We start from the raw sequence: 25,896 nt of genomic DNA, 5'->3' as shown, positions 1-25,896 counted from the left end.
CAAAAAACCAATCTACACGCGCAGGTGACCGACGCGCTGCCAAGCTGGATCGTAAGCGGTATCGATGACATGCTCTCCCTCGGTCCACGTCTCCGCAACAGCTTGCAGACCCGCCTCCGCATCAGATGCCGGGTCAATAAAGAAGTGCATCAGAGCCATGCCATCGGATTGCTCAGTTGCAACAAAAATACCCTTGTCCTCAGCGATGGCTTCAGCGGCAGCGGTATTGAACTCGGAGAGGGATTCCTTCGATTCGTCCGTCGGCAAGCCCTTGTCGTCAATATTGCCGAGCATGAGCTGAATCAGCACATGCTGCGTCATAGTCGGGCTCACCAGCTGCGTAATCGGAGCGCGGGTGGCGACGACGAGCGGCTGGCCGTTGGCTTCGGCATCAATGGTGAGCCACTCGGGGCACTCTTCCGCGAGCTTCTCGACGACACCGCCCAGCTCCGGTAGCGGGATTGCACCTTCCGGCTCCTCGCCGGCGAAGGCAAAACCGCGTAGCCATAGGCCGAAGTCCTCCTCCCCCAGAGCCAGCTGCAGCAGCGTGAAACCGAGCTGAGCTACCAAGCGCTCACCGTCCTCCAACTGAGCAATTGCCGGGAACAGCGGGTGGAATAGGCGAACGTCCACTGCCCCATGACCACTGCTAACAGCCACGCGGGCGTCTGCCGGATCGACCTCGGCCGGAGCATCGGCCTCGAGAGCACCCTGTGCAACCAATGTGGCCGCGACATCCCCCAGCGACAGCTTCATCGCCGGATCCGCCTGGCGGAGGTCGGTGAAAGACCACACCGCGCCGTCGTCAGGCGCGGCCTCCAGCCAACGGCGAGCGACCGGACGCAGCTCAGGGTCACCCGCAGCGCTAACAGTCAGAAGGTGGCGAGAATACGGAGCGCCAGCCTCAAACCCCCAGATGAGCCGGTCATTAATAGCGGCGATGCGGCCGCCGACCTCCTTCTGGACATCAATAATGTCCACATCGGCGGCGTTCGGAGCACCATCGATACCGAGCTGGACACTAAACATCGAGTCGAGCGCATCGGCGCCAAAAGAGTTCCACCACGACCAGAACTCGTTGATTGCGGTCTCTTCTGCGGCGCGCTGTTCCGGGGAGAACGGAGCCGGATTCTCGTTAGCCATATTGAATCTCACACTTTCGTTTGCTCGTTTAAAACCGAACCATATGTTGTGCGCCCCAGTATATGTGCCAAGCCGGATTCGCCCCTCGGGTCCATGCCCTGGACCGCGTTAAGCGGGTTGTGGCTCCGGCTCGGCTTCTGCCTCCTTGCCCCAGCGAGCGGCGTAGACCGCACAGATCATCAGCTGAATCTGGTGGAGAATCATCAGCGGCAAAATGTAGAGGCTGGCATCGGCACCGAAGATAACGGCGGCCATGGGCAGACCGGTGGCCAGGGACTTCTTCGAACCGCAGAACTGAATCGCAATGCGGTCCTTGCGGTCGAAGCCCATCTTGTTGGCGACGAATCCGGACAACCGCAAAACGAATTCCACCAACACGACCGAAAGCACGCACAGGATGACAATGTCCCCTGCCGGCACCTTCGACCAGATGCCCTGCACCATGCCCTGGGAGAAGGCTGCGTAAACGACCATTGCGATGGATAGGCGGTCAACGTTCTTAGTCGTCTTCGCGGCGGCAAACTTCAGGGTCCAACGGCGAGTGAGCTGGCCGATTGCGAATGGCAGCAGCAACTGCAGCGAAATATCCAAGAACACCGACGAATCCACATGAATGCCGCCACCGGTGGCCATCAACAGCATCACCAGCACCGGTGTGACCACAATGCCCAGCAGGTTAGATGCCGAGGCACTGACGATGGCGCCGGCGACATTGCCCTTGGCGATGGACGTGAAGTTCACACTCGACTGCACCGTCGACGGTGCCAGCGTCATGTACAAAATGCCCAGGTAGAGGCCAGGAGAAAGAATCCAATCCAGGGGTTTCATCAGCAGGCCGAGGATTGGGAACAGCACGAATGTGAAAGCCAGAATGGTTATGTGCAGCCGCCAATGCTTAACACCGGCCAACGCATCCTGCGGGCTCAGGCGCGCGCCATAGAGGAAGAACAAGAAGCCAATGGCGATCTTTGTGGCCCAGCTGAAAACCTCAGCGGTAGTGCCGCTTGCAGGAAAAATAATCGCCAGTATCGCTGCAGCAACGATACCGACGATGAGGGGATCTGGACGCCAATTCACAATTCGTTGCCACATGGACAAATAGCTTAGTGGGCAACCAGATGTTGTCTTACTATTTTGCAGAAGCTTTTCTCTGCAATAATTTTTTACTTCTTCTGCTCAGCTGCCTTGCGCAGCGCATCCTTGTCCACAGGCTTGAAAGTGGCATTCGCGGATGAGCCCTTGTCCGTGCACAGTCCTTCCAGGCCACAGGAGCTGCAGCCACCGGAGACACCGCAGTCTGCTGCCGGGTTGTCGGAGCAGCAGGCATCATCAGCCGCAGTGTCGGCGGCATCAGTGGCGGCGGAGTCACAGCCACAGCCGCTGTCACCGTCACCGCACCCACAACCGGAGCCGGACTCGGCGGAGACCTTGGCGTCGTAAAGCGCGATGGTGTGCGAGCCGATAGCCGCACCAATGCCGAGCATGGCGATACCGGCGAGCAGAGCGACGGCGTACCACAGCCACATCCAACCAGAGGCCTCCGGGCGGATGGCGAGGAAGCCGAGCATGGTGGCACCGAGGAAAGCGACAGCGGACACAGCCCACGGCGGGCCGGCAACGCGGTGCGTAATATCCCAGTTTTCCTGGGACTTTCGAGCCTCAGGCGCACGAATTCCGATCCAGTTATTACCCGGTAGCTTCGCCGACCATGCCAAACCAGCGACAACGGCTATGCAAACAGCCAGAACCAGGGTAATTACAGGGATGACAATCATGCTTCCAATTTATATAGGTGGTTGAGCACGTGCCAAACGCACCTATTAGACTGTGAGACCATGACCAACAGCGAAAAGTCCTCGTCCTCGGCAGAAGCCACCGACTACCGCTACTCCCCCGAGCTGGCGACTCAGCTAGAGGGAAAGTGGCAGGCGTATTGGAAAGATAACGGCACCTTCTACGCCCCCAACCCGGTGGGCGATTTGGCAGCTGCCGACGGCTCGACTCCGCCGAAGGACAAGCTTTTCGTCCAGGACATGTTCCCGTACCCGTCCGGTGTCGGTCTGCACGTAGGCCACCCGCTGGGATACATCGCCACCGACGTCTTCGCGCGCTTCCACCGCATGCAGGGCGCAAACGTGCTGCACACCCTGGGCTACGACGCCTTCGGTCTGCCGGCGGAGCAGTTCGCAATCCAGACCGGTACGCACCCGCGCGTGACGACGGAAACGAATATCGCCAACATGGAGCGACAGCTGGGCCGCCTGGGACTTGGCCATGACCGCCGCCGTGTTTTCGCGACCACTGACCAGGACTACTACAAGTGGACGCAGTGGATTTTCCTGCAGATTTACAACGCCTGGTTCGATGAGGATCAGAAGAAGGCCCGTCGCATCGATGAGCTGATTCCACTGTTGGAGTCGGGCGAGATGGCTACCAAGGACGGTCGCGTCTACGCTGAGCTCAGCGAGACCGAGCAACGCGAAGCCGTGGATGAGTTCCGTCTGGTCTACCAGTCGAATTCGATGGTCAACTGGTGTCCGGGCCTCGGCACTGTGCTGTCCAACGAGGAAGTGACCGCCGAGGGCCGTTCGGAGCGCGGTAACTTCCCGGTGTTCCGCAAGCGGCTGGGCCAGTGGATGATGCGCATCACCGCATACGCTGACCGTCTGGTCGACGACCTGGAGCTGCTGGACTGGCCGGACAAGGTCAAGTCCATGCAGCGCAACTGGATTGGCCGCTCCCGCGGTGCCGAGGTCGACTTCACAGCCGAGGTCGGCCCGAAGGTCTCCACCAAGATCAGGGTCTTCACCACTCGCCCGGACACTCTCTTCGGAGCCTCCTACATGGTGCTCGCTCCTGAGCACGAGCTGGCGGATCAGCTGGTCGAAGCCGGCAGCGGTACCTACGAGGGCGTGGATGAGCGCTGGACCTTCGGCAAGGAAACCCCAGCCGAGGCCGTCGCCGCTTACCGCGCCGCAATTGCCTCCAAGTCCGACCTGGAACGCCAGGAGAACAAGGAAAAGACCGGTGTCTTCCTGGGCGCTTACGCCACCAACCCGGTGAGCGGTGAGCAGGTGCCGGTGTTCATTTCCGACTATGTCTTGATTGGCTACGGTACCGGTGCCATCATGGCTGTCCCGGCCCACGATGAGCGCGACTACGAGTTCGCCACTGCCTTCGGTCTGCCAATCCGCGAGGTTGTTGCAGGTGGTGACATTGCAAAGGAGGCGTACGTCGGTAACGGTACGTGCGTGAACTCCGCCAATGATTCCGGCCTGGACATCAATGGCCTGGACAAGGACACCGCCATCGCCACCGTCATTGAGTGGTTGGAGAAGGAAGGTGCTGGTCACGAGAAGGTCCAGTACAAGCTGCGCGACTGGCTATTCGCCCGCCAGCGCTACTGGGGCGAGCCCTTCCCCATCGTCTACGACGAGGACGGTCACGCCCACGCGCTGCCCGAGTCCATGCTTCCGGTCGAGCTGCCAGAGGTCGAGGACTACAAGCCGGTCACCTTCGACCCGGACGATGCCGACACCGAGCCAAAGGCTCCACTGGACAAGGCCACTGACTGGGTCAATGTCGAGCTCGATCTCGGCGATGGCAAGAAGAAGTACCGCCGTGACACCAACGTCATGCCGAACTGGGCAGGTTCCTCCTGGTACCAGCTGCGCTACATCGACCCGAACAACGCTGAGGAGTTCGTTGACCTGGAAAACGAGCGCTACTGGACCGGCCCTCGCCCGGAGACTCACGGTAAGGACGACCCAGGCGGCGTCGACCTCTACGTCGGTGGCGTCGAGCACGCAGTGCTGCACCTGCTCTACTCCCGCTTCTGGCACAAGGTCCTCTTCGACCTCGGCTACGTGACCTCCAAGGAGCCGTACCGCCGTCTGTTCAACCAGGGCTACATCCAGGCTTACGCCTACACCGATGCCCGTGGTGTCTACCAGCCGGCGGATCAGGTTGTTGAGCGCGATGGTAAGTTCCTCATCCCGGGCGGCGCCGAAGACGGCTCTGACCTGGAGGTCTTCCAGGAGTACGGCAAGATGGGCAAGTCCCTGAAGAACGCTGTCTCCCCCGACGAGGTCTGCGACAACTACGGCGCCGACACCCTGCGCGTCTACGAGATGGCCATGGGTCCGCTGGACACCTCCCGCCCGTGGGCGACGAAGGATCTGGTCGGCTCGCAGCGCTTCCTCCAGCGCGCTTGGCGCCTGGTGGTCAATGAGGACTCCGGTGAGCTCGCCGTCACGGACGCAGCGCTTTCCGACGACGACCTCAAGGCGCTCAACCGCACCGTGGAAGGGGTTACCTCTGACTACGCAGAGCTGCGTGACAACACGGCCGTCGCAAAGCTCATTGAGTACGTCAACTACCTGACTAAGACCTACGGTTCGACCGGTGCCCCGCGCGCCGCCGTGGAACCGCTGGCCCTCATGCTTGGCCCTGTGGCACCGCACATCGCGGAGGAACTGTGGAGCCGTCTCGGCCACACCGAGTCCCTGGCACACGGTCCGTGGCCGGCAGTTGACGAAAAGTGGCTGGTCGACGACACCGTTGAGCTGCCAGTTCAGATCAACGGCAAGGTTCGCGCTCGCATTGACGTGGCTACCGATGCTTCCCGCGAGGACATCGAGGCCGCCGCGCGTGCCGACGAAAAGGTTGTCGCAGCTGTGGAGAACGCCGGTGGCAATATCGTGAAGGTCATTGTCGTTCCGGGCAAGATGGTCAATCTAGTTGTGAAGAAGTAGCCGGGAGGCTAATGCCTACAAGAAAGTGTCTGGGTTTATGTCAGTTTGAAGCCTAAAATCGGCTCAAATTTGACATAAACCCAGACACTTTCTCGCTTGAGACTTTCTCGCAAAAGCCTCAAGGGGTGGCTCCGAGGCTGGCCGCCTCTTACCCCTACTTAACGCCCAGAATCAGGACGCCGAATGTGGAGAGCATCCACATCAAAGTGAAGGGCATGAGCACCCAGCACATAGCGAGCCACGCGCGCCAGTTGCGGAAGTTCTTCCACTCCACGTAGGTCTGCCAGAAGCCCAAAAGGCAGCCGACCAGGGAGATTACGCCCGGGACAACGGGGAAAAGGATCTCCCAAGTGCGGGAGCAGAGGAAGCTGGACTTACCCGCATCACAGGTGGGGCCACCGACAATGGCGCCGGCGATGCCAATAATGAGGCCCGCGAGCAGCGTCGTAAGAATCACACCCGCGGTGTAGATGTAGGCGCGCTTGCCGGAATACATCTTGCGCTCAAGCTCGTCGAAGATTTCATCCTCATTGCGCTCTGGTGTACTGCGCTTCGGTGAATTATCCACCATCTGCTCCCCTCGCCTCTAAATGCCGTCTGATGTGCCTGCCATACTAGGCCGGAGTAATCAGCATTGGCACCGGGCTGTGGCGAACGATGTGGTTAGTCGACGAGCCGATGAAAATTCGTCCGAATGGGCCAAGGGTAGACGAACCCAAAACGAGCAAGTCTCCCTTTTTCCACTTGATGGACTGAATGGCCTCTTCCCAACCGTTGCCGGACGCCACTTCCGCATCAACGGAAAGGTCTGGGTAACGGGTATGTGCGCGGTCGATACCGCGGTCGAGCAGCCCCATAGCCTGCTCGCGCCACTCAATCATCAGGTCAGAGGAGGGGCCGTAGCCGTTCTCCGTTGGGTACATGGTCGCACCACGAGGCGTAAACGAGACCAGGCGCAGGGGAACTTCCCAGCGATATGCCAGGTCAGCAGCCTTATTCAATGCATGGTGGGACTGCGGGGTGTCAATGTAGCAAATGCTGACACGGGTCACACCGTGCTTAGAAAGCTTCGCGCCGGGGATCGCCAATCCCAGCGGGATTGGCGAGTAATGCAGCAGCGCATCCGAGGTTGATCCCGCAGTAAAGCGACTGCGGTTCTTGGCGGTCCAGTCCTTGGTATTGCTTCGGCGCGTGCCAAGCAAAACCACATCGGCTTCGAATTCTTCGGCTTCGTTGCAGATAGTTGTGGATTCGCTGGAGGATTCGATGATTCGTACGGCATCGTCGTCAAGCATGCCCTTGCGCAGGCCAGCGAGCTTTAGCTCATCCTTGATGATTTTTTCAAGAGACTCGGTTTCGTGGGAAACCCAGGAGTCATTGGTGCTCAACCGAGCCAGTGAGGTCAGCGGCCAGCCGCGCGACAGTGCGCTGACAACGCGAATCTGCACCTTCGTGGTGCGAGCTAACCAAGCGGCGTAAGCAAGCGTTTCGGTGCCGTACTCGCCTGGACGCCACGCAATCATGATACGAAGCGGGCGGGAAGCCATCGCTAATCCTCCTGTGATTACTCAGAAATATCCAAGTGGTGCTTCTGGGTAATAGCCTACGTGGATAGGCGGGCATATTTAAAACGGCACCGAGGAAGTGTAAAAGCTATGTATCCTGCCTGTGGGCTTAAAGAGGGCAGGGCTAGCTGGAAAAGAGACTAGACGTTTGGGTTTGTCTTTGGGTGCTCCGGGTAGTTTTCGAGAATCTTGGACAGAATCGTCTCAAGACCAGCGCCAAATTCCAGCTCTTCCTGGCTCAGCGTGCTGAACATCTCAGCCATCTGCTGATCGCGCTCTTCAGAAACACGGTGCAGCTCTTCACGGCCACGGTCGGTCAGTTCAACGCGGACGCCACGACGGTCTTTGCTGTCGCGGACGCGCTCCACCATGCCGGCGACCTCCAAGTGGTGCACGGCGTTGGAGGCGGTGGGCATGCGGATGGCCTCGGCCTCAGCCAACTGGCTGATACGGCAGGCGCCCAGTGCCTCCAGGGTCATCATGATGGACAGCTGCGCGCGGCTGAGCTGGGACTCCGAGGAGCGGCGACTGTAGAGCAGCTCAGCGCGAGTCAGGAGAGGGCGAATGCGCTTAGCGAGCGACAGAGGAGTAACGGCATCAGGATTGCCAATCGAGCCCGAAGATAATGTCATAGCGACGATGTTATATGCGAACAGTGCTAGTTGCCAATACGAAATTTATTTGGGGTGCTATTTATTTTTCTACAACTGGTGATTTCGGCGATGAAATCACCAGGAATTTTCCACCAAACATCTAAAACCCCAGTACAAAACATTAAACCTATCTGCGTATAAGGTTTTTCGGTGCTGGCAGAAACCCCCTAAAGTGTCACTTCTTCTGTACTTAGAACGTTGGGTTGGAGGTAGCCATACGGCTACTTTCGCGAATGCTTTTGGCTTGTGATATGTCTCGCAGATTCATCCTCGCGGGTGTATTGCTGTCAGCTTTACGACGACTGCAGCGCACGCATCCATGGCGGGGACGAGATGGGCGCAGCAGCGAGTAGGGCGAGGAGGACGAGAAGAGCGTGGGAGGGCGCGGGGAGGCTAGAGAAGCACAAAAGCGCCAGCGGCTACCGCATGGGTAACCGGCTGACGCTTTTCAAGGAACATGCTCTCGGAGCTGCTGGCTTATACCTTTGAGTGCTTGTGCCTTTTAGTCTTCGCCCTTGATGAACGCTTCGAGCTGTGCTCGCGCAACATCGTCGGCAAGCTGCTTCGGCGGGGACTTCATCAGGTAGGAAGAAGCGGCGTAGACCGGGCCGCCGATGCCGCGATCCTTGGCGATCTTGGCAGCGCGAACAGCATCGATGATGATGCCAGCGGAGTTCGGGGAGTCCCAGACCTCGAGCTTGTACTCAAGGTTCAGCGGCACCTCGCCGAAGGCCTTGCCCTCGAGTCGGACGTAGGCCCACTTGCGGTCATCCAGCCAGTCCACCCAGTCGGACGGGCCGATGTGGACGTTGCGGTCATCGATCTTGCCGGCCAGTGGACCGGTGAGATTGGAGGTGACGGCCTGGGTCTTGGAGATCTTCTTGGACTCGAGGCGGTCGCGCTCGAGCATGTTCTTGAAGTCCATGTTGCCGCCGACGTTGAGCTGCAGGGTGCGCTCGAGGCGGACACCGCGGTCCTCAAATAGCTTGGCCATGACGCGGTGGGTGATGGTTGCGCCGACCTGGCTCTTGATGTCGTCGCCGACAATCGGAACCCCTGCGTCTTCGAACTTCTTGGCCCACTCCGGGTCGGAAGCGATGAAGACCGGCAGGGCATTGACGAAAGCTACACCAGCGTCAATGGCGCACTGTGCGTAGAACTTGTCAGCCTGTTCTGAACCGACCGGCAGGTAGGAGACCAGGACATCGACCTTGGCATCCTTCAGCGCCTGAACAACGTCGACCGGTTCAGCCGGGGATTCGTCGATGGTGTCCGCGTAGTACTTGCCAACGCCATCCAGGGTCGGGCCGCGCTGAACCTCAACGCCGAGAGTCGGGACATCGGCAATCTTGATGGTGCAGTTCTCGGAGGAAACAATGGCCTCGGAGAGGTCCTTGCCGACCTTCTTGTCGTCAACATCGAAAGCTGCGACGAACTCGACATCGGAGACGTGGTAGTCGCCGAAGACGACGTGCATGAGGCCAGGAATGGTCTCATCGGGCTTTGCATCGCGGTAGAACTCGACACCCTGCACCAGGGAGGAAGCGCAGTTGCCGACGCCGACGATAGCGACGCGAATTGAACTCATTTGGTAATTCTCCTTGAAACTATGTGCTCGGAGGCTTTGACCTCGCGCCGGGAACTCACACCGGGAACTCGCATCAGGACCTAGCATCAGGACCCCGCGCCAGGGCCTTACGCCAGCGGTGCGGCCGTGAGTGGGTGCACGCATTGAGGTAACGAGCGTGACGTTATACCTTTATGCGTTTTTTGCCGATGCCCGAACCGTGAGGGGGCATGTGTTTACCGATAAAGCGGGGGTGAAATCAGCCCGCACGCGCCTGCTAATCTGTCTTCGTGATGACATGGCAGGGCGAGATCGATCACTCCTTGCTCAAGAAGCAGTTATTGGAGCAGTGGCGTGCAGGGGAGATTTCACGGAAATCACTCTGTGATGCCGATGCTCGGCTGGTCGCTGCCGCGCGTTTTCACGGCAGAAAGCCCCAGGAAGAGTGCCCAGTATGTCGCAAATTCGACCTCCGACTCGTATTCTGGGTGTTCGGAGAAAACTTGGGCCGTCGTTCCGGCTCTGCTTGTACTGAAAACGAATTATCCGCAATAGTTAATGAATATGGTTCGTGCACCGTCAAAGAAGTTGAGGTGTGCCCCGACTGCAAGTGGAGTTTCCTGACCCGGACACTTCAGGCAGCTCGAGAAGAGTCAGAAAACTAGGGAGAGCACCCGTGAGCAATGATCGACCCGATAGCCCAGGCGGTCCTAACAGCCCTCACGAGGGCCAGGGTTCTAATTCATCAGGCGAGTGGTGGGATCAGCCGGATGCTGATTCCTTCAATACGCACGCACGCTCCGATGACGCATCGCTTGACGACGATTCCAGCGACAGCATTGATGCTGTTTCGGTCGGTGGCAGTGACGAGGGTCTGGCTACCGATTCAGAGATGACGTCGGCAAGCGAGCCGGACCCGGAGAAGGGGCAGTACGCCCCAGATGACCATGAACCAGATGACCATGAAGAGGAAAGCTCGATGGCGCAAGAAGAACAGCCGACTGATAATAAGCGGCGAATTTTAGCGTGGCTCGGTCTAGCCGTGGCGCTGGTCGTGCTGTTGCCGGTAGTTGTGTTCGGTGTTGCTTATGCGACAACGGACGTGCCGGAGCCAGAGGAGTTGGCCAATAGCCAGATTGCGGTGATTTATGACCGCAGTGGTGAAAAGGAAATCACGCGCATCGTCCCCGAGGGCGGTAACCGAAGCAACATCACTATCGACAAGGTGCCGGATGCTGTACGCAATGCAGTGCTGGCAGCTGAGGATCGTGATTTCTATACCAACCCGGGTTTTTCCTTGACTGGTTATGCCCGTGCGGCTCTGGGAGTCGTGACTGGTAATTCCAGTGCCGGTGGCGGCTCGACCATTACGCAGCAGTACGTCAAGAATGCTGTGGTGGGCAATGAGCGCACGCTGACCCGTAAGGCCAAGGAACTGGTCATGTCGGCGAAGATGGCGCGGGAGTGGACTAAGGACGAAATCCTTGAGGCCTACCTCAACACGATTTACTTTGGTCGTAACGCATACGGTATCGCGGCAGCGTCGAAGGCCTACTTCGGTAAGGAAGTCGGTGAGCTGAATGCCGAAGAGGGTGCTGTGCTGGCAGCCTCGATTCAGCGTCCATCTGCACTGGATCCGTGGACTAACCGCCCGGAGGCTGAGCAGCGTTGGAACTACGTCCTCGATGGCCTGGTGGAGATGAACATCGTCTCGCCGCAGGACCGCGCGGGAATGCAGTACCCGGAGACCATCGATCCGGCGTTGGCGCCGAAGCAGGCTCCGGAGCCCGGCCCGGCTGCCATGATTAAGAATCAGGTTCTGGCTGAGTTGGAGCGCGAAGGTATCTCCGAGCAGGAGGTCAACACTGGCGGTCTACGCATTACGACGACCATTGACCCGACGGTGCAGCAGGCTGCCCTGGATGCGATGGAAAACTACGTCGATCAGTCAACGGGTTTGCGTGCCGCCATCGTTTCGGTGGAGCCGAAGACCGGTGCTGTCCGCGCCTACTACGGTGGCGACGATCCGACTGGTTGGGACTACGCAAACAGCGGTCTGCAGACCGGCTCTACTTTCAAGATTTTTGCGCTGGCAGCAGCTCTCGATCAAGGTATTCCACTGACCGCGCAGTACTCTTCGGCACCTGTGCAGTCCGGTAACGTCACTCTGCACAACGACGGCGGTGCCGGCGGTGGCGTGCTTCCGCTTTATGAGTCCCTGAAGCAGTCGCTGAACACCCCGTTTATTCGCCTGCAGCGCGACCTGAAGAATGGTCCGGATGACACCGCCAAAATGGCTCATCGTCTGGGCGTGGCTGAGTCCATCCCGGGTATTGAAAAGACTCTGATGGACGACAACGGTCACTCGCAGGACGGTATCGCCCTGGGTCAGTACCTCTCACGTCCGCTGGATATGGCCGTTGGTCTGGCTACCCTGACTAACGATGGCGTCTATCAGCAGACTCACTTCGTAGAGAAGGTCGAAAACTCCAAGGGCGAGATTGTTTACGAGTCCAACGCTGACAAGGGCGACCGTCGAGTTTCCAAGGCAGTGGCCACCAATATGATATCGGCCATGGAGCCTATTGCCGGTTACAGCAACAAGCCCTTGAGTGGTGGTCGCCCGTCGGCCGCCAAGACCGGTACTACGCAGTTGGGTGACACCGGCCAGAACAAGGATGCGTGGATGATCGGTTCGACACCGCAGCTGTCGACTGCAGTGTGGGTTGGCAACGTCGATGGTTCGGCGCTCTACAACTCCTATGGTGGCATCATGTACGGCTCGCAAACCCCGGGCGATCTGTGGAAGTACACCATGGATAACGCACTGTCTAACGAGGACTTTGAGTACTTCACCAAGCCGGAGCCAATCGGTGGTGTCGCAGGTGCGCCGCAGTACCAGGCGCCGTCGACCTCTGACTCTGGCTATGACCAGGGCTATGCCCCGGAGACCACAGAAGAGGAGTCGGCCGAGGAGTCGACCTCTGAGTCCTCCGAGGAGCAGCCTGCACCGCTTCCGGTTCCGGGTGGCGATGGCGGAGGCGGTGGCGGCGGAATCGCTGACCTACTGCCCATCCCGATTCCGGGAGGCGGTGGTTTCGGCGGTGGCAATGAAGGCGGCGGAGACCCCGGTAACCCTGGAGGTGGACAGTAAGTGGACACGTGGGTGATTTTCACCATCGTCTGCGTCGCGATTGGCTTCCTGATGTTCGGCACGGCCTTTTGGGGCTTCATGCAGAAGTGGAAACCGGCAATCATTTGGGCTCTGTGCCTGGCAGCTTTCCTATTCGCGACAGTCATTCCGGTGATTATTGCGTTGGCACATGCTTCCTCGACATCAATGTAGGACGCAGGCCAGGTAGTCAGTTGCTAGAGCGTTAACTGCCCACCAAGCACGCGACAACTTCACAATTCAAAGAGGCGCACGCAGTAGCTCTGTGTGCGTCTCTTTCTATTCGGCGCCCTGACACCGCTTGCCAGTACTGCTTGCCGATGGCGCCTGCGATTAGGACATATACCTCTGCCTGCGGTACCCTGGCAGGGTTGCTTGACGCAACGATCCTCCTGCTGCATAGCGGTTGGCATGAAAGACAGTGCCAGCGCACCACGCTGTGTAGCCGAAATACAAGAACTAGACCATAGGAGGTGATGAGGTCCGTGCGTCACTACGAAGTAATGATTATTATCGATCCGTCTCAGGATGAGCGCACCGTAGGCCCGTCCCTGGAGAAGTACCTCGACGTTGTCCGCAAGGAGAACGGCAAGGTGGAGAAGGTGGACATCTGGGGTAAGCGCCACCTCGCCTACCCGATCGAGAAGAAGGAAGACGGCATCTACGTTGTCGTCGACCTCACCTGCGAGTCCGCAACCGTGCTGGAACTCGACCGTCGTCTGAATCTGAACGACAGCATCCTGCGCACCAAGGTGCTGCGGGTTGATCGTTAATCTGCGTCATATTTGCGTAACCAGAGTGCTCGAATGGGACACACCGGTAATGCGAAAGTCGTAGGATAGCGGGCGAAAGCCCCATCATCAGCTCGACAGAATACAACCGAGGAGAAGAAGCATGGCTCAGGGAGACGTACAAATCACGGTGGTTGGCAACTTGGTTGCTGACCCGGAGCTTAAGTACACCCAGAATGGCACCGCCGTGGCGAATTTCCGCGTTGCGTCGACTCCGCGGGTGTACCGAGATGGCCAGTGGGTTGACGGCGAGGGCATGTTCCTCACCTGCAGCCTGTGGCGTGAGGCAGCGGAGAACGCTGTCGAAAGTCTCTCCAAGGGCATGCGCGTCATCGTCCAGGGTCGTCTGCGCCAGCGCAGTTACGAGACCCGCGAGGGCGAGCGTCGTACCGTCTTTGAGGTTGAGGTCGATGAGGTGGGCCCGTCCCTGAAGTTCGCTCGAGCTCAGGTCACGCGCACTCCACGCAACGGCGGTGGAAGCTTTGGCGGCGGCAACCGCGGCCAGGGTGGAAATGCCGGTGGTGGTTTCGGCGGTGGCTTTGGTGGAAACCAGGGCAACCAGGGTGGACAGAGCGATCGCGGTTTTGGTGGCGGAGCTCCTGCGGAAGATCCGTGGAACTCAGCTCCTCCGGCCGGTGGCGGCTTCGGCGGCGATGAGCCTCCGTTCTAAACTCCTTCCAGCCACGGCACTACGTGACTAGTTTGCAGCAGATTTAGCATCCACAATTCTCAAAATCTTTTAAAGACATATCCAGCGAAAGGCAGGGATCATGAAGCTGATCCTCACCGCCGACGTTGACAAGCTCGGTGTCGCAGGCGACATCGTTGAGGTCAAGGCCGGCTACGGACGTAACTACCTGCTTCCTCGCGGACTGGCAATTGTTGCCACCCGCGGCGCAGAAAAGCAGATCGAGGGCATTCGTCGTGCCCAGGAGGCTCGCGCTATCCGCGACCTCGACCATGCACGTGAAGTCAAGCAGAAGATTGATTCGCTCGACAACGTCTCCGTTGCTGTGAAGGCTTCGGAAAATGGCAAGCTGTTCGGTTCTGTCACCAAGGGTGACATCGCCGATGCAGTTCGTAAGGCTTCCGGTCAGGCTATCGACAAGCGCGCAGTCGTGCTTGCTCCGAGCCAGATCAAGTCCCTTGGTAAGCACACCGTTGACATCGCGCTGCACCCGCAGATTACCGCGCATGTTTCCGTACAGGTCGTCGCCGCGTAAGTTCGCGGTTTAGAGTTTTTACTTTGACGGCGGCTGACGAGCACCGCGTTTAAAGACTGCGCGGGCTCTGAGGCCCAATGACAACAGCACACGTGAAGCTCTGATCTTTCGTAGTGAAAGGTCGGGGCTTTTCGTGGTTTAAGGCTGGTTTAAAGCCTTTTACGCAGGTGCTGGAAAGAGCGTCTACGACTTGTCCACAGGCTAACGACGATTGCTGTGGATAGACCTGTGGGTAACTTGCCTGGCTGCCGTGGATAACTTTTCTGGAGAGCGCGAGATTTTTATTAATTCATCGTTAATAATCTCCGCATGAGCAGCATCGATGCTAAAGGGGTAGCAGAGGATTACATTTGTGCAGGATTAAGGCAAATACGCACTGACCTGCGTAGATAGAATATTTTCGGATTGAAACTCCGCTACCCCCGTTAACATTCAAGCGGCGGTTTAGGGTTACGGACCGTTCACCTGGACTTTTCTTGATTGTGCACATGTTCTCCCCAGGCTTATCCACAGGTGCTGTGGATAACTTCGGGGATAAACACCGTAGAAGATTGTTTTCTGGGGACTCCAAGGGTACTTTTACAGGTCCATCAATCCGCTCGAACAGGTATAACTGCGGTAGGTAGTCAGGTGTCCACTGCTGGCGGTCGGAACAGACATATTGAGTGTGACGGTCAGTCAGCAACAGGGTTGAAAAGGCACCTAAGTGGTCCAGAAGGGGAGGAGCTGCTCACGATGAGTCAGCCTGTAGGTGATGGTGGTCATTCCGGAGCAGGGGACGAGGCGTCCTCCTACTCGGTAAATTCCCACGATGATTCCTTCGATGACGTTCCGCTGCCCCCGGAACCGCCGGTAGAGGATGCGCCACCGGAGGAGTATTCCTTCTCGCAGAGCTCGGGCAACGGATCGTCGGCAAGCGGATCTGGGGCGCGGGACTGGGAGCGAGACCGTGGTCGTGGCGCTCGTGCGAGTGCGGTCGCGGGCGCGACTTTTGAGCGCACCCCGCCGCACAATATCGAGGCGGAGCAGAGTGTGCTCGGCGCGATGCTGCTGAACTCAGAGGTCGTTGCGGATGTGTACGAGCAGCTGACGCCGGAGGATTTCTACCGGCCAGCGCACCAGACGATTTACTCGGCGATTTTGCACCTCTACGGTGAGTCCTCGGAAATTGACCCCATTTTGCTGGCAGGTCGTCTGGATCGAACTGGAGACCTGGAGCGCATCGGTGGTCCGCTGTACCTGCACACCTTGGCCTCCCTGGTGCCAACGGCGGCGAATGCGCAGTTCTATGCCCGCATTGTTGCGGAGAAGGCGACAATCCGTCGCCTGGTAGAGGCCGGCACGAAAATCGCCCAGATTGGCTATGCGGGCGCGGAGGACACGGAGCCGGAGCAGCTGGTGGATGAGGCGCAGCAGCTCATTTTCAGCGTTGGACGTGAGAACACGAAGAATGACTACGTTCCCATCGCCGATGTCCTGGATGACACGCTGGAGGAACTGGATCTTATTACCCAAAACGGCGGTCTGGCGCAGGGTGTGCCGACGGGGATTACCAACCTGGACAAGCTGACAAATGGCCTTCACCCAGGTCAGATGGTGATTATTGCGGCCCGTCCGGGTGTGGGTAAGTCCACGCTTGCAATGGACTTCATGCGTTCGGCCTCGATTCGCAACGGCATGACCAGCGCAATTTTCTCGTTGGAAATGTCGCGCAACGAAATCATGATGCGCATCATGTCCGCAGAGGCGAAGATCAACATGGCATCTTTGCGCTCCGGTGACCTGGATGAGCGGGACTGGACAAAGCTGGTCGAGGTCGGCGACAAGATTCGTGATGCTCCGCTGTTTATTGATGACTCGCCGAACCTGACCATGATGGAAATTCGCGCGAAGGCACGTCAGCTGAAGCAGAAGCACGATCTGAAGATGATCGTGGTCGACTACCTGCAGCTGATGAGCTCGGGTAAAAAAGTCGAGTCCAGGCAGCAAGAGGTCTCGGAGTTCTCCCGTCAGCTCAAGTTGTTGGCGAAGGAGCTCGAGGTACCGCTGATTGCAATTTCGCAGCTGAATCGTGGTCCGGAAGCTCGCACAGATAAGAAGCCACAGGTCTCGGACCTGCGTGAGTCGGGTTCGCTGGAGCAGGATGCCGATATCGTCATGCTGATTTACCGGCCGGACTCGCAGGAGGCTGACCATGAACGTGCTGGTGAGGCGGATATTATCGTCGCAAAGCACCGTGGTGGACCGACCGGAAGCATTGCTGTGGCCCACCAGCTGCATTACTCCAGGTTCGCCAACCTGGCGGAGGAGCCCAGCGGTTCTCTCTAGGTGCCTGGCCTAGCCACCCAGAATTAGTGCAATCCGGGTGGCTAGGTAAGGTGAGTGACAGTCAATAGGGCGAGTTTTCGTGCGTTGATGGTTTTGAAGGTTTTGAGGGTTACGCGGAGTCGTCGGGAAGCGGGGAAGCACTATGTCACCAACTGCCGCTCCCGTGGCAGCGGAGGCCAAAGCGAAAAGGCAGAAGAGTGCGCCGAAACAGCGCGTCGGTTGGGTAGATGCGGCTAAGGGGCTGTGCATTCTTTTAGTTGTGCTTGGCCATGCCATCACAGAGCTGCAAGCGCACGGTTACTACACGGCGCAGTGGGCGGGGATTAACTTCTTCCTCGGACCAATCCGTATGCCGCTGTTTTTCCTGCTATCTGGGCTGTTCGCCGGCAAGGCACTTAAGGAGTCGTGGCATAAGTTAGCCAATCGCCGAATCTGGGTGATGGTCTATCTCTACGTGATTTGGGTTCCACTGCGTGACTTCGTGCTTTTCCTCATGCCGTATACGCACGTGGATGCCGATGGCATAGTATCTCCGCCGCCGATCACGGACCACAGCGCGTGGGGGCCGCGAATTTACAACACGCTTCACGCGATCATCGAACCAACTTCCTACCTTTGGTTCCTGTGGGCGCTGGCGCTGTTCGCAATTCTCACACGAGCATTTCGCTGGGTACATCCGGTGATTCAGCTCATCGTTACAGGCCTCATTAGTGCATGGGCACCTTTTGCCTCGTCCAGCTGGTCGTGGGACTTTGTCACCAAGATGCTGTTCTTCTACGTGCTGGGCATGTACGGTGCGCCCTGGATTTTCCGGATGGCACAGCGTCGCAGCGGCCTCTCACTGCTAGTGACGCTGACGGCGTTCCTGTCGGTGGCGATCTGGGTGCAGGCGACCTACTCGAGCTTTAACGAAGGCAACGTCGGCTTCACCCGCGTGTACCTGTCCACCACTGGCGCACTGGCTGCAATCAATATTATGGCGATGCTGCAGAACACTCGCCTAGTTGTGCCCTTTGAAAAGGTTGGCGGCCGAACGCTGCCTATCTTCCTCATGCACATTCCAATGTTGGTTGTGGTCATGATTATTTGTGACCTCATTCTGCCGAAGGACCCACATTTGGTCATCATGACGCCGCTGGTGACTATCATTGCGGCGATGCTGTGTCTTGGTCTGCACAGGTTGCTGCTTGCCATCGGTGCCGGGTGGCTCTTTGTCCGTCCTGCGTGGGTAGTGCGCATGACTACGCCGGGGCAGCGTGCCCTTCAGCGCAGTCAGAATCCTTCTTCCCTGCCTGAAGGCGAGGCTCCGCGGCAGCCTAAGAGCGAACCTGCTTCCTAATTCAGCTCAACAAGGCGGTAGCGTGGAACCGGGAGCCGATCAGGCGGCAGAAGTGACACAGAGAATAGCCATGAAGAAATGAGAAAGCCATGCGTCTAGCAACGTTGCGATACCAGGGTGCAACCCGCGCCGCTGTTCTCGGCGACGGCGTAGCGGTCCTTTTTGATGACCACTGTCTCGGAGATGTGTTAGCGCGGCCAACGTGGCGTCGTGAAGCGGAAGAACTCTTGGCGGAGGCGGGGAACAACCCTGACAACGTCATGGCGGAGAGCGCGTGGGCGTTCGCACCGCTGATTACGCGGCCGGGCAAAATCGTCTGCGTCGGCTTGAACTATGCCGCGCACATCGACGAGATGGGGCACCAGCGCCCCGAGGTGCCAACGTTATTTGCGAAGTTTGCCGATGCCGTCGCCGGTGCGAAGGATGATATCCGAGTGCCGGAGGCCTGCGCGGAGAAGCTCGATTACGAAGGCGAGCTCGCGGTTATCGTCGGCGAGACCTGCCTGCGGGTGTCGGAGGAGCAGGCACAGGACGCTATCGCTGGGTACGCGATTATGAATGACTTCACTCAGCGCGATTTCCAGTACGCTACCGCGCAGTGGCTACAGGGGAAGACGTTGCAGCGCGCCAGTGCTTTCGGGCCGTGGATGCTCACGGCCGATGCTTTCGATGCGGACTCCGCGCGGGTGCGCACATACGTCGACGGAGAGCTGCGCCAGGATGCACCGATTGCGGACCTTGTTTTCTCCCCGGCAAAGTTGATCGCCTACATCTCACAGTTCGTGCAGCTAAACCCGGGCGATGTCATCTCCACGGGAACGGCGGCGGGTGTTGGCCACGGCATGAGCCCGCAGACCTACCTTCAGGATGGTCAGGAAATGGTCATCACCATCGATGGCCTGGGTAAACAGGCCAACACTGTCCGCATCAACCACTAGCACGCGCCGCTTTACGACGTTCCCGCGAACCCGGCGGGAATGAAACGACCCCCGCGTGCGTTGTGGGAGACTAACGGGTAAAAACCTACGTAAAGAACGTGAAGTTAGAACACGACGTTAAAGAGTAAGAGGAGTTAGACCCATGGCAACTGTTGATATTACGAACGAGACTTTCGCCGAGACCATTCAGAACAACGACATTGTGCTCGTTGATGCCTGGGCATCCTGGTGCGGTCCGTGCCGCCAGTTCGCCCCGATTTATGAGAAGGCTTCCGAGAAGCACTCAGAGGTAGTGTTCGCAAAGCTGGACACCGATGCCAACCAGGAGGTTTCGGCAGCCCTGGGCATTCAGTCGATTCCGACGCTGTTTGTTTTCCGCGAGGGAATCCTGCTGTTCCAGCACTCTGGTGTGCTGCCGGAGGCCGCCCTGAGCGATCTGGTTGGCCAGGCTTCGGAGCTGAACATGGATGATGTCCGTGCGCAAATTGCCGAGCAGGCCGCACAGGATAGCGCTACCGAGTAAACTCTGCGGTTCAGCCCGCATACTGTGCGTTTTCCGACTTGGAGCACTTCCGCGTAAGCCCCCGCGCCTGAACTAGCCCTCAAGCGCGCGGGGGCTTTTTGTATCTAGTCCGCGCGCTGGCCACGAATGAGCCAGCCAATACCAAAGCCAGCGAGTGCTGCTACTAGCGCCCACAGGGCTGGAGCGACTTTGTTTGAGTCCTCCTCAATCGACAGTGGTGCGCTGGTGCGGGCGTGCTTTGTCTCCTTCTCACCTGTTGGCAGAACCTGCCCGTCTGGGAACACGTGCTTGACAGCTTCGGTGAGTTCGTTGGCGGTCAGGTTTTTGCCCAGAACCGCGATAGCGTAACGGTCATCGTCGCCAAGGAATCCGGCAGTGGTGTGCTGCTCTTCGTACCAACCGGACTTGTTGGCAATCGTTTCCTTCGGTAGCGCTGCACGCAGACCGAAGTTCTGGTCTGCATCGCCGTAGGAGTAGCGCGGCAGTGAGTACATCAGCTGACGCATGTATTTGGTCTCCGTGTCGCTCAGCCCGCCTTCTTCGCTCAGCATCCGGTCAAAGTAGGCAACCATGTCGGCTGGCGTACTGGTGGTGGCTCCCCACATAGGTGAGCCGACAGTCTTATCCGAGAGGCCGTAGCGCTGTCGGACATTGTCAACGATGCGTACACCGCCGTAGGAATCCCACAGCTCGTCAGTTGCTTCGTTGTTGGAGTATCGAATCATGTCGTCGCGCAGCATGGCGTCGGGGTTGCCCTCAACCGGCATATCACCCTGGCCAGCGACAATCTCGCCCTTCTTCGGCTGCGTGTAGTTGGAATAGGCCACAACGTCGGCGACGAATACCTTCATCAGGCTGGCGAGGCGAAAAACATCATCACAGTGTGAGTTGCAGATGAACTCACCGGTCTGGCGATCCAGAATGCCCATGCCGAGCATGCCGCCCTTAGCGTCGAACTTCTCAGTCACTTCGTCGAGACGAGTTTGCACGCCAAGGCCCCACTGGGTCTTCGCCCCTGGCACAAGTGGGGGAAACTCCTTCGGCTCACTTTTCACAGTGCTTTCCGACGGCTCCGTCGAGGACGTTTCCGATGTCGGTGAAGAGGTTTTCTCGGTCGACTTCTCAGCCGACTGTTCCGCCGACTTCTCTGCGGTTCGCCCTGTGCTCTTCTCGGGAGCCTTTTCAGTTGGCTTTTCGGTGGTCTTCTTGGTTTTTGCGTCGGAGGGCTTAGCCGGCTCCGTTGACGATGGAGCTGCTACGACTACCTGCGAAAATGCACCGGTATCGGTGGAGTCAGCAGTTGCGGTGACTGTCGCGTTAGCCAGCGGCGCAGTTGCTGACAGAGTAATTACCGCGGCGAGACTCGCGGCCAGTCCGCGGTACGTGCGTTGAGGGCAATGAACCATGTTTAGAGAGTTTACAACTCTGGGGGAGTCTTGCTTGTCGGTAACCAGCTCTTTCCGTTTGCCGAGAGAGAGCGAGCTAGCTCACGTACAATTTTTTAAGAGATGGAATCTTCTCGGTTCCGATTAGTTATTCCGCATATGTTGAGGAAGGTTGGATTTGCATGGCTAATCCATTTGCCAAGGGCTGGAAGTACATGATGTCTTCGTTCGATAAGAAGATCGAGGACAATGCGGATCCTAAGGTTCAGATTGCACAGGCAGCTGAGGCCGAGCGTCAGCGCCATCAGGAGATTCAGCGTCAGGCTGCGGCTATCATCGGCAACCGCAATCAGCTGGAAATGCAGCTGGGGCGGTTGACCTCTGAGCGTGACAAGATTACCGAGAACACCCGGCAGGCACTCGCCAATGCGGATCAAGCTCGTGCCAAGGGCGATGAGGCCACTGCACAGAAGATGGAAAGCACTGCTGAGGTGTTTGCCACCCAGCTGGTGAATGTTGAAAAGGAGCTGGAAAATACTACGCAGCTCCACCAGCAGGCCGTATCTGCTGCTGAGGAGGCACAGCGTCAGGCGCAGCAGTCGCAGGCTCGCTACGAGCAGATTAAGCAGGATATCCGCAAGCTGGAGTCGCAGGCCGATCAGGCCAAGATGCAAGAGACCGCGTCGAAGACTCTCCAGAGCATGCAGGGTATTTCCGAGGATCCGAATGTGCCGACTTTGGATTCGGTCCGTGAGAAGATTGAAGGCCGCTACGCCAATGCGTTGGGCGCTCAGGAGCTCGCGGAATCCTCACAGGCAGGTCGTATGGCTGAGATCGAGACTTCGACTCGCGATGCCGCTGCTGACATGCGTCTGGCCGAAATTCGTGCCCAGATGAATAATGAAAACGCTGCTCTCGAATCCGGTTCTGCCGCGAAGGATAACGCCGGCGAGCTGGAGGCCGCCGAGTCCGCCGAGTCCGCCGAGTCCGTTGAGGCCGTTGAGGACACCACAACGGACGCAGACGAAGCGAAGTAGCGTTCACCAGTTGCCAACAATCGTCAACAAGAAAGTGTCGGGGTTTATGTCAGTTTGAGCGGGAAAACCACCCTAAACTGACATAAACCCCGACACTTTCTCGCACCAGCAGCGCCAGCAGCGCCAGCAGCGACAGTAGCGCCAGCAGCGACAGTAGCGCCAGCAGCGACAGTAGCGCCAGCAGTGCTGAAGCCACCGAAACTGCCGAATCCGTGAGGCGCGCTATTACTCCAATTCGCCGTTCTTCCGCGCGAGCAGCACTCCGCGGATACCGGCGTGGAAACCATCGCGCAGATTGACGCGCTGCGTCTCCGTCAGCGTGTATTCGTGCAGGGTTTCGCACGCAAACTGCAGCAGCGGACGATCAATGTCCGGTGGCAGCCCACCACCAGAGAGCAAGTGGGCACTATCGCGCGCCTGCTCGTTCGCAATATTCTCGTACCACCAGTTCGCGTACTGCTGTCCCACATCGAACGGCGTCTGAAAACCCGCGGATGCCCACACCTCGTTCGGCAGGGGCACGTATCGACTACGCAGCTTCCTCCTTGGCGCCATCATCGAAGGATTCGGCCGCGGGCTTGGTTTCGGCGTACTCGTGTTGGCACCGTCTTCGCTTGTCGACGACTCCGTCGCCGACTCCCCACTGCCGGTTGCAGTCGACGACGCGGAATCGGAGGCAGACGCGCCTGCATGCTCGGCTCCGGTGTTGTTCACAGTGTCGTTACCAGCCCCACTGCCAGTGTTGACTGTCGCGCCGGGCATGGTCGCTGGAGAAGGCTGTGCTGGCTGCGTTGGCTGCGCTGGTGAGGCAGCCGAAACGCCCGAAGCAGCGGAATCCACCCGTGTAGCTTCCGAACCGCCGGTGCGCTCTACCTCAGCGCGGTGCTCAGCCTGCGCCGGGATTTCCCGGGCACCCATCTTGGCCGCGTGCTCGACCTCGTTGAACTTCGGCGAGTCGGCCTTGGCCGTCGGCGTGGCTGCGGCATTGTCTTCGCTGCGACAGTCGGAGTCGCTGTCAGCCGTGGGGGATGGCACAACGCGCTGGTCCTGCGGAACCTCCGGAGTGCCGGCCTCCGGCGAAGCAGCGTCACCGTCGGCGGCGGAGGGAGTGTTCTCCGTGCCGTCGTCAAGCGAGCCCTCGCCCGGAGGAGTGATGCGCGTATCCGGCACGCAGGTAGCGCCGAGATCTTCGATTGGTTCGGCATCGCCCAGCGGCTTATTCGTGCGGACGACCGGCGGGATTGGGCCTTCGAGGACATTGAGCTGCATGGCGTCGGCGAAGTCCTCGCGGGGATCGAGGATTGTCGTCGAATCGCAGGCATGGCGAAGTGCACCGGACATGGAGTCCCAGCCGAAGCCGTAGAGATGCACACGCACACCGGCAGCCGAAGCCTCAGCGACGCCGGGCAGCATGTCCGCATCGCCCGAGACCAGCACGATATCGGAAACTTGGTTGCGCAGGCCGGCGACAACCATGTCTGCGACGAGCCGAGTATCGACGGCCTTCTGCGTCCGTCGGTCACCCCATTCAATGAGTTGACCTGCGCGCAGCTGCACACCATCGATCGTGCGCAGTGAGCGCTGGTAACGATGCGGCCCCGACTCCGGGATGCCGTCGTACCAAAGTTGCCGCTGAACTGGCTGGTTCAGCTGCTGGTTAATCATTCGGTCAAGGACACTAACTACTTCTCTAAGGTCGATTTCTAATTGCCCGCGGGCTCCGGTTTCCCACGAGTTGTAAAAGCTCGCCAATAAATATGACGTATCGACGAACACCAATGTGCGTTCAAGCATGGCTCCTAATTCCTGATTCTTTATTAACTAAATAAGCAAACCGGTTACATCGACAAGGATGCCCGAATAATTCATTCTATGCGCTAAACATGTTTAACTTCAGGGACTATTCTTAATAAGCCGCATCACTTTGACCGCTCTTCGCGGGTTGGCAGGAGTGCGAGTCGACGAGAAGGCACCGATCAATTTAGGTATTGACGTGCAAAGAAATCGCCCCGCGAAGAGTACGACCACACAGGAGAAGGGGAGTTACAAACAGGTATGAGACGCTGGTTCGGCCTATTGGTTCTCATTACTGTGTTGGGACAAGCGGTTTTCAACGGCGGTCGCGTGCTGCTTTCTTGGCGAGTCCTCGATTTTGGCGGTTCCGCCGCCACCGTCGGCTGGTTCACTGCCGCATTTTCACTTGTACCTCTTATTATTGCGCTTCCCGCCGGCAAGCTTGTCGACAGTCATCGCGCCACCGAAGTCATGTACTCCGGTCTCGTCGCCACCGTCATCGCGGCAGCAGTAATGGCGCTCTCGCCGAACCTACCTATTCTTCTGCTCGGCTACGTGGCCCTGGGTTTTGCCCACATGACCACGCTCATCGCCGCTCAAGGCATGGTTTCGCACCTGCGTGGCGGCGTCGCCGGGCTCGATAGCCTCTTTGCTTATTTCACGCTCGGAATTTCCGTCGGGCAGTTCCTCGGCATTGTCGGTGCAGGTCTGCTCACTCCCAACCACGACGGCAGCACTATGACCGCTACAACTTTCGCGCTCTGGGTGATGACGGGAATCGGCGCGGTCGCCCTGGTCATCGGCTGGCCGGTCGCAACTGCTTATCGACGGCACGAAGCGAATGCAGCCGCCGAAGTGCAAGCTGCTAGCTCAACTGAGCAATCCCCGGCGTCGACTGTTAGCGACCGCAGCCGGATGGACGAGAGGCGGCCGGGGCAGGCCGAAGCCAGCGGCGCATCGGTCTTAAGCATCCTGCGTATCGACGGCATGTCCAGCGCCATGGCTGTATCAATTGCGGTCATCGTAGCCATTGACCTGTTGACGGCATATGTGCCGGTGCTGGGACGCGAACTGGGCTTTAGTGTTGCCGAGGTGACGGTAATCCTTGGTGCGCGTAGTGGCCTCGCGATTATTTCCCGAGCCCTCATGCCGACTGTTTTGCACCGAGCTAATCGCAATCGAGTCCTTATCATTGCAGTTTGTGCCGGTGTCCTGCCGCTTTTGGCAATGCCGTGGCTACAGAGTGCGTGGCTGATGGTTGTCGCGGTTGGTATCTGTGGCTTGGCGTGGGGTTTTGTCATGCCCATGTCAATGACGTGGGTGAGCTCCCTGGTGGATGCCGAGGTGCGCGCTCAGGCGCTATCCATCCGACTGATGGGTAACCGCTTGGCGCAGGTCATCCTGCCGCCGGTTGCTGGTTTGGGTGCTACCGCGATGGGTGCAGGCAGCGTGTTTCTGGGTGCGGGTGCGCTGATGGGGGTCGCGTCTGCCACTGCTTGGCGACGACTCGCAGGTGACAAGGCGGCTCTGACTAAGTAATTGGTCAATTGCTGAGTTGCTGAAAAGTAGCGCCCGAGCCGTAGGAAGGCTCAAATCTGGCATACAGAGTTAACTAAAGTGATTCGTTTTCCAGGTTCTACCAGCGGATTCGCTTAAATAGGGGCATGTGTGTAATGTATTCGGA

Annotated in this window: 23 protein-coding genes; 13 read left to right on the top strand and 10 right to left on the bottom strand. The window is 58.5% G+C overall.

Translation table 11 applies throughout. From position 1 onward, the window contains the following. Nucleotides 1-12: 12 nt before the first annotated feature. The 3 genes from CHU70_RS04305 to CHU70_RS04295 all read right to left on the bottom strand — a co-directional run bounded on the left by CHU70_RS04305 (nt 13) and on the right by CHU70_RS04295 (nt 2,918). The gene (locus CHU70_RS04305) at nt 13-1,143 is read right to left on the bottom strand and encodes a DUF695 domain-containing protein (protein ID WP_049170090.1); all 1,131 of its coding nucleotides are present in this window, start codon (nt 1,141-1,143) and stop codon (nt 13-15) included. Between the two features lie 108 nt (nt 1,144-1,251). Further along, nucleotides 1,252-2,235, bottom strand: coding sequence for a bile acid:sodium symporter family protein (locus CHU70_RS04300; protein WP_147719305.1), 984 nt, complete (start codon nt 2,233-2,235; stop codon nt 1,252-1,254). A 71-nt stretch (nt 2,236-2,306) separates the two neighbouring features. Then, complete coding sequence (locus CHU70_RS04295) at nt 2,307-2,918, bottom strand: SdpI family protein (RefSeq protein ID WP_016421712.1); 612 nt, start codon at nt 2,916-2,918, stop codon at nt 2,307-2,309. Between the two features lie 60 nt (nt 2,919-2,978). On the opposite strand from CHU70_RS04295, the gene leuS reads away from it, so the two are divergent. Further along, nucleotides 2,979-5,897 carry a leucine--tRNA ligase gene (gene leuS, locus CHU70_RS04290; RefSeq protein WP_147719306.1) on the top strand — a complete coding sequence of 973 codons (2,919 nt, stop codon included), beginning with the start codon at nt 2,979-2,981 and terminating at the stop codon, nt 5,895-5,897. Between the two features lie 154 nt (nt 5,898-6,051). Here the strand turns inward: leuS and CHU70_RS04285 are convergent, their stop codons facing one another. From CHU70_RS04285 to CHU70_RS04270, 4 genes are all read right to left on the bottom strand, one after another. Continuing rightward, the gene (locus CHU70_RS04285) at nt 6,052-6,468 is read right to left on the bottom strand and encodes a hypothetical protein (protein ID WP_048733161.1); all 417 of its coding nucleotides are present in this window, start codon (nt 6,466-6,468) and stop codon (nt 6,052-6,054) included. Nucleotides 6,469-6,511: 43 nt separating this feature from the next. Further along, nucleotides 6,512-7,444 carry a universal stress protein gene (locus tag CHU70_RS04280; protein WP_016421709.1) on the bottom strand — a complete coding sequence of 311 codons (933 nt, stop codon included), beginning with the start codon at nt 7,442-7,444 and terminating at the stop codon, nt 6,512-6,514. A gap of 158 nt (nt 7,445-7,602) precedes the next feature. Beyond that, nucleotides 7,603-8,094, bottom strand: coding sequence for a MarR family winged helix-turn-helix transcriptional regulator (locus tag CHU70_RS04275; protein ID WP_070429059.1), 492 nt, complete (start codon nt 8,092-8,094; stop codon nt 7,603-7,605). Nucleotides 8,095-8,617: 523 nt separating this feature from the next. Then, a complete protein-coding gene (locus CHU70_RS04270) occupies nt 8,618-9,703 on the bottom strand; it encodes an inositol-3-phosphate synthase (RefSeq protein ID WP_016421706.1) in 1,086 nt (361 codons plus the stop codon). 272 nt (nt 9,704-9,975) lie between these two features. On the opposite strand from CHU70_RS04270, the gene CHU70_RS04265 reads away from it, so the two are divergent. The 10 genes from CHU70_RS04265 to trxA all read left to right on the top strand — a co-directional run bounded on the left by CHU70_RS04265 (nt 9,976) and on the right by trxA (nt 19,996). After that, nucleotides 9,976-10,347 (top strand): DUF5318 family protein, encoded by a 372-nt coding sequence (locus tag CHU70_RS04265; protein ID WP_224433683.1) that lies wholly within the window; start codon nt 9,976-9,978, stop codon nt 10,345-10,347. A gap of 11 nt (nt 10,348-10,358) precedes the next feature. Continuing rightward, entirely contained in the window at nt 10,359-12,836 is a 2,478-nt protein-coding gene (locus CHU70_RS04260; RefSeq protein WP_016421705.1) for a transglycosylase domain-containing protein, read from the top strand. Continuing rightward, nucleotides 12,837-13,028 carry a hypothetical protein gene (locus CHU70_RS04255; RefSeq protein ID WP_016421704.1) on the top strand — a complete coding sequence of 64 codons (192 nt, stop codon included), beginning with the start codon at nt 12,837-12,839 and terminating at the stop codon, nt 13,026-13,028. Between the two features lie 311 nt (nt 13,029-13,339). After that, on the top strand, nt 13,340-13,627 hold the full coding sequence (rpsF, locus tag CHU70_RS04250) for a 30S ribosomal protein S6 (protein ID WP_005511978.1): 288 nt from the start codon (nt 13,340-13,342) through the stop codon (nt 13,625-13,627). Between the two features lie 121 nt (nt 13,628-13,748). Continuing rightward, complete coding sequence (locus tag CHU70_RS04245) at nt 13,749-14,315, top strand: single-stranded DNA-binding protein (RefSeq protein WP_049193096.1); 567 nt, start codon at nt 13,749-13,751, stop codon at nt 14,313-14,315. Nucleotides 14,316-14,415: 100 nt separating this feature from the next. Beyond that, a complete protein-coding gene (gene rplI, locus CHU70_RS04240; RefSeq protein WP_005511982.1) occupies nt 14,416-14,868 on the top strand; it encodes a 50S ribosomal protein L9 in 453 nt (150 codons plus the stop codon). Between the two features lie 735 nt (nt 14,869-15,603). Beyond that, nucleotides 15,604-17,196, top strand: coding sequence for a replicative DNA helicase (gene dnaB, locus CHU70_RS04235; RefSeq protein ID WP_049170075.1), 1,593 nt, complete (start codon nt 15,604-15,606; stop codon nt 17,194-17,196). 142 nt (nt 17,197-17,338) lie between these two features. After that, a complete protein-coding gene (locus CHU70_RS04230) occupies nt 17,339-18,535 on the top strand; it encodes an acyltransferase family protein (protein WP_049189420.1) in 1,197 nt (398 codons plus the stop codon). Nucleotides 18,536-18,624: 89 nt separating this feature from the next. Continuing rightward, entirely contained in the window at nt 18,625-19,473 is an 849-nt protein-coding gene (locus CHU70_RS04225; protein WP_070602147.1) for a fumarylacetoacetate hydrolase family protein, read from the top strand. Between the two features lie 142 nt (nt 19,474-19,615). Continuing rightward, nucleotides 19,616-19,996 (top strand): thioredoxin, encoded by a 381-nt coding sequence (gene trxA, locus CHU70_RS04220; protein WP_016421700.1) that lies wholly within the window; start codon nt 19,616-19,618, stop codon nt 19,994-19,996. A gap of 104 nt (nt 19,997-20,100) precedes the next feature. Here the strand turns inward: trxA and CHU70_RS04215 are convergent, their stop codons facing one another. After that, entirely contained in the window at nt 20,101-21,402 is a 1,302-nt protein-coding gene (locus CHU70_RS04215; RefSeq protein WP_070549571.1) for a serine hydrolase, read from the bottom strand. Nucleotides 21,403-21,563: 161 nt separating this feature from the next. On the opposite strand from CHU70_RS04215, the gene CHU70_RS04210 reads away from it, so the two are divergent. Next, on the top strand, nt 21,564-22,418 hold the full coding sequence (locus CHU70_RS04210) for a PspA/IM30 family protein (protein ID WP_070595884.1): 855 nt from the start codon (nt 21,564-21,566) through the stop codon (nt 22,416-22,418). Between the two features lie 49 nt (nt 22,419-22,467). Here CHU70_RS04210 and CHU70_RS11220 read toward each other — a convergent pair whose 3' ends face one another. Next, a complete protein-coding gene (locus CHU70_RS11220) occupies nt 22,468-22,614 on the bottom strand; it encodes a hypothetical protein (protein WP_187269951.1) in 147 nt (48 codons plus the stop codon). A gap of 29 nt (nt 22,615-22,643) precedes the next feature. Further along, a complete protein-coding gene (locus tag CHU70_RS04205; RefSeq protein ID WP_070549570.1) occupies nt 22,644-24,212 on the bottom strand; it encodes an NYN domain-containing protein in 1,569 nt (522 codons plus the stop codon). Nucleotides 24,213-24,473: 261 nt separating this feature from the next. Between CHU70_RS04205 and CHU70_RS04200 the strand changes: the two genes are divergently transcribed. Next, entirely contained in the window at nt 24,474-25,751 is a 1,278-nt protein-coding gene (locus CHU70_RS04200) for an MFS transporter (protein WP_069358885.1), read from the top strand. Nucleotides 25,752-25,896 lie beyond the last annotated feature (145 nt).

Source organism: Corynebacterium sp. LK10, assembly GCF_008042455.1.
Lineage (GTDB): Bacteria > Actinomycetota > Actinomycetes > Mycobacteriales > Mycobacteriaceae > Corynebacterium > Corynebacterium jeikeium_D.
This window is presented reverse-complemented; position numbering and strand designations above follow the sequence as displayed.

Bases quoted from the DNA above. Each gene is read 5' to 3' on its own strand.
- CHU70_RS04305 (WP_049170090.1), bottom strand. From the start codon at position 1,143: ATGGCTAACGAGAATCCGGCTCCGTTCTCCCCGGAACAGCGCGCCGCA.
- CHU70_RS04300 (WP_147719305.1), bottom strand. From the start codon at position 2,235: ATGTGGCAACGAATTGTGAATTGGCGTCCAGATCCCCTCATCGTCGGT.
- CHU70_RS04295 (WP_016421712.1), bottom strand. From the start codon at position 2,918: ATGATTGTCATCCCTGTAATTACCCTGGTTCTGGCTGTTTGCATAGCC.
- leuS (WP_147719306.1), top strand. From the start codon at position 2,979: ATGACCAACAGCGAAAAGTCCTCGTCCTCGGCAGAAGCCACCGACTAC.
- CHU70_RS04285 (WP_048733161.1), bottom strand. From the start codon at position 6,468: ATGGTGGATAATTCACCGAAGCGCAGTACACCAGAGCGCAATGAGGAT.
- CHU70_RS04280 (WP_016421709.1), bottom strand. From the start codon at position 7,444: ATGGCTTCCCGCCCGCTTCGTATCATGATTGCGTGGCGTCCAGGCGAG.
- CHU70_RS04275 (WP_070429059.1), bottom strand. From the start codon at position 8,094: ATGACATTATCTTCGGGCTCGATTGGCAATCCTGATGCCGTTACTCCT.
- CHU70_RS04270 (WP_016421706.1), bottom strand. From the start codon at position 9,703: ATGAGTTCAATTCGCGTCGCTATCGTCGGCGTCGGCAACTGCGCTTCC.
- CHU70_RS04265 (WP_224433683.1), top strand. From the start codon at position 9,976: ATGACATGGCAGGGCGAGATCGATCACTCCTTGCTCAAGAAGCAGTTA.
- CHU70_RS04245 (WP_049193096.1), top strand. From the start codon at position 13,749: ATGGCTCAGGGAGACGTACAAATCACGGTGGTTGGCAACTTGGTTGCT.
- rplI (WP_005511982.1), top strand. From the start codon at position 14,416: ATGAAGCTGATCCTCACCGCCGACGTTGACAAGCTCGGTGTCGCAGGC.
- dnaB (WP_049170075.1), top strand. From the start codon at position 15,604: ATGAGTCAGCCTGTAGGTGATGGTGGTCATTCCGGAGCAGGGGACGAG.
- CHU70_RS04230 (WP_049189420.1), top strand. From the start codon at position 17,339: ATGTCACCAACTGCCGCTCCCGTGGCAGCGGAGGCCAAAGCGAAAAGG.
- CHU70_RS04225 (WP_070602147.1), top strand. From the start codon at position 18,625: ATGCGTCTAGCAACGTTGCGATACCAGGGTGCAACCCGCGCCGCTGTT.
- trxA (WP_016421700.1), top strand. From the start codon at position 19,616: ATGGCAACTGTTGATATTACGAACGAGACTTTCGCCGAGACCATTCAG.
- CHU70_RS04215 (WP_070549571.1), bottom strand. From the start codon at position 21,402: ATGGTTCATTGCCCTCAACGCACGTACCGCGGACTGGCCGCGAGTCTC.
- CHU70_RS04210 (WP_070595884.1), top strand. From the start codon at position 21,564: ATGGCTAATCCATTTGCCAAGGGCTGGAAGTACATGATGTCTTCGTTC.
- CHU70_RS04205 (WP_070549570.1), bottom strand. From the start codon at position 24,212: ATGCTTGAACGCACATTGGTGTTCGTCGATACGTCATATTTATTGGCG.
- CHU70_RS04200 (WP_069358885.1), top strand. From the start codon at position 24,474: ATGAGACGCTGGTTCGGCCTATTGGTTCTCATTACTGTGTTGGGACAA.